At 68.3% G+C, this 2,278-nt stretch carries 3 protein-coding genes; 1 reads left to right on the forward strand and 2 read right to left on the reverse strand.

Annotation, left to right across the window (positions count from 1 at the left end; translation table 11 throughout):
* A partial coding sequence (locus AB0N17_RS46170) for a hypothetical protein (RefSeq protein ID WP_366017659.1) occupies window positions 1-487 on the reverse strand: 487 nt, incomplete at its 3' end.
* Window positions 488-521: 34 nt separating this feature from the next.
* Between AB0N17_RS46170 and AB0N17_RS46175 the strand changes: the two genes are divergently transcribed.
* On the forward strand, window positions 522-818 hold the full coding sequence (locus AB0N17_RS46175; RefSeq protein WP_366017660.1) for a hypothetical protein: 297 nt from the start codon (window positions 522-524) through the stop codon (window positions 816-818).
* Window positions 819-1,649: 831 nt separating this feature from the next.
* Here the strand turns inward: AB0N17_RS46175 and AB0N17_RS46180 are convergent.
* Window positions 1,650-2,024 (reverse strand): hypothetical protein, encoded by a 375-nt coding sequence (locus AB0N17_RS46180; protein WP_366017661.1) that lies wholly within the window; start codon window positions 2,022-2,024, stop codon window positions 1,650-1,652.
* Window positions 2,025-2,278: the final 254 nt, after the last annotated feature.

Consider the following 2,278-nt stretch of genomic DNA (forward strand, 5'->3'; position numbering starts at 1 on the left):
GTACGGTTGCCGAGCAACGGCGCGGGGTGGAGCAGCTCGGTAGCTCGCTGGGCTCTGGGGCCCCGGTGTCGAGGCGGCCCTGATGGAAAACGGCTCTGGAGACGACTTCGCCGTCCTCTTCACTCCGGCCGACGTGCTCATACGCGGCTTCGACCACGAGTCGGAGATGAGCCCGTACGCCACTGACGACGAGCAGGTCTGGCCCGGTGTCATCGACGAGGTGCCCGCTCCGCTGCGCCCGCTCCTGGACAAGCCCGCCTTCCACGACGAGGGCATAAACGCCCCTCGGGTCACCGCCTGCCTGTGGCAGGAGGCCGGCGACACCGTCTGGCGCACCGGCTCGGCCATCGCTTTCCCTTCGGGCAGCGCAGACCCGGACGGCTCCGGGCTCCTCTTCCACCTCCTTACGAACCGCTCCCCCGAGGGCGTCCAGGCATGGTTCGAGGGCTACTACGAACGCCCCGTCTCCCTCGACGCCGTCCGCCACGTCCTCGCCGGCCCCCCTCACCCCCGCGGTCGCCGTGGCCCTCAACCCGGCCGCCCTCTCAGACGATGCACTGCTCCGAAGGATCGCCGCGTGTCCCGAGGTCGCCTCCTACCTCTCCCGCGACGGCGAGTTCGACCTCGCCCGCACCGACCCGATCGAATCGATAGCCCTGCCCAACGCTCTCCCGGTAGAGCCCGTCGCCGGCTGCAACGCGGGCGGCACCCACTACCTCTGCGGCCCGCCGGTGCCGGACGGCGCCCGCCCCGTCCTCTACACCGACTCCGAGGGCCGGGCCTCCCTCATTCATTGCCGAGTCTCGCCGAGGCACTGACCCTCGGCATCGTCCTGCCGTCCTGGCGCGACGCCCTGGCCGGTTTGCGGCCCCCGGTCCTCAACTCCGACTACCTCGATGACCACCCGGATCACCCCGCCGTCCGCAACCGTCTCCTTGCCGCAGTGCGACTTCCCCGGCCGCCGACCGCGAAGTCCTGGACCGCCTGCTCACCACCGCCGCCCGCACCGTCCGCGACGGATTCCTCCCCCACGGCCTCGACGACGACCGGTCCGCCTTCGAGCCGATGCTTGAACCGTCCGCCGACTAGCGCAGGCCACACCAGCACGGTCACGACGAAGGGAGACTCCCCGAGGAGCCGTTCCCTTGTGTTCTTCAGTAGGAGCCTCAACTTTCCCGCCCCCAAATTCGAATTAGGCCGGTGCCTCTCGTGGCTGGTCGCCCACAAAGGGCTCGCTCCGGCTGGCGTGAGGGGAGGTGGGCGTGGCGGCGGCAGGTGGGTGGGGAATCTCAGCGAGCAGGTCTGCCGACCCCAGGCGAAGCGGTCAGCCAGCGCCCAACCAGGTCACGACAGCCAGAACAAGTGGGACAGGACACGCCACCGCAGCGGGCCCAGCAGAAAAGCGAGGCCAGCCGGAAGCCGAAGGGTGCTTACCCGGTAAGCCGCAAAGCGCCAAGGTGAACCCGCAACCGCCACCAGTACACAACGGGCGGAAGAGGATCTGGAGGTACTTGCCGCAGACCTAAAGCGACGCCTCACGCCGCAGCAGATCGAAGAACTCGTTGAGCTGCTCATCGGCTGACGGGCGCTTACCCGGTAAGCACCGAGCTCAGAGGGGTTGTAGCCGGAACACCCGGCTATAGCCCCTCCTACGTTGGCCGACACCCCTCTTCACCCTGCTGTGCGCCGCACTCGGCGATCTGCCTGCCGATGAAGTGCCATGTAGGTTCTTGCTGGCCCTCCGTGACGGGCCTGCCCATCAGACCTGCGAGAAGATCGAGGGCTTCCTGGTTGATGTATCGATCGGGGTCAGGGGACTGGAGGTGTCGACGCAGAAGGGCGCACATCATGTCCGCCCATTCCTGGGCCCGCGCCATGTCGGTTGCGCAGCTCTCGCAGTAAGGCATCGTGTCGGTCCGGGTGGGATGGTGCGACTGGGTTGATCGGACTGCGACGGTCTTCCGCAGCGTGAGATGGCGGCGGCACATCGGACAAAGGTCTCCGTGGAGCAGGTCGTTGTTCATGCGGCGGACTGTGCACGCGTCGGTGGCTTACCGTCGCGGGCTGCCGTGGCGGGCCGCCCGGCGGGCGCTGCGGTAAAGACTTAGCGATGGCCTCCCGCCCGGCGGGAAGGACCCGGGATCGCGCTTTTTTGCAGGTCAACGCCGGGGTTCCCTGGGCTGGTGATCAGCAAAGCGGAGGTTCGCCCGGGTGACGGGTGGCGCTATCTCTTCCGTGGCGAGATGGTCGGCGACGGCCACCGCGCTGCGGGTACGCC

Origin of the sequence: Streptomyces sp. NPDC051133, from assembly GCF_040682635.1 — a bacterium.
Classification (GTDB): Bacteria; Actinomycetota; Actinomycetes; order Streptomycetales; family Streptomycetaceae; genus Streptomyces.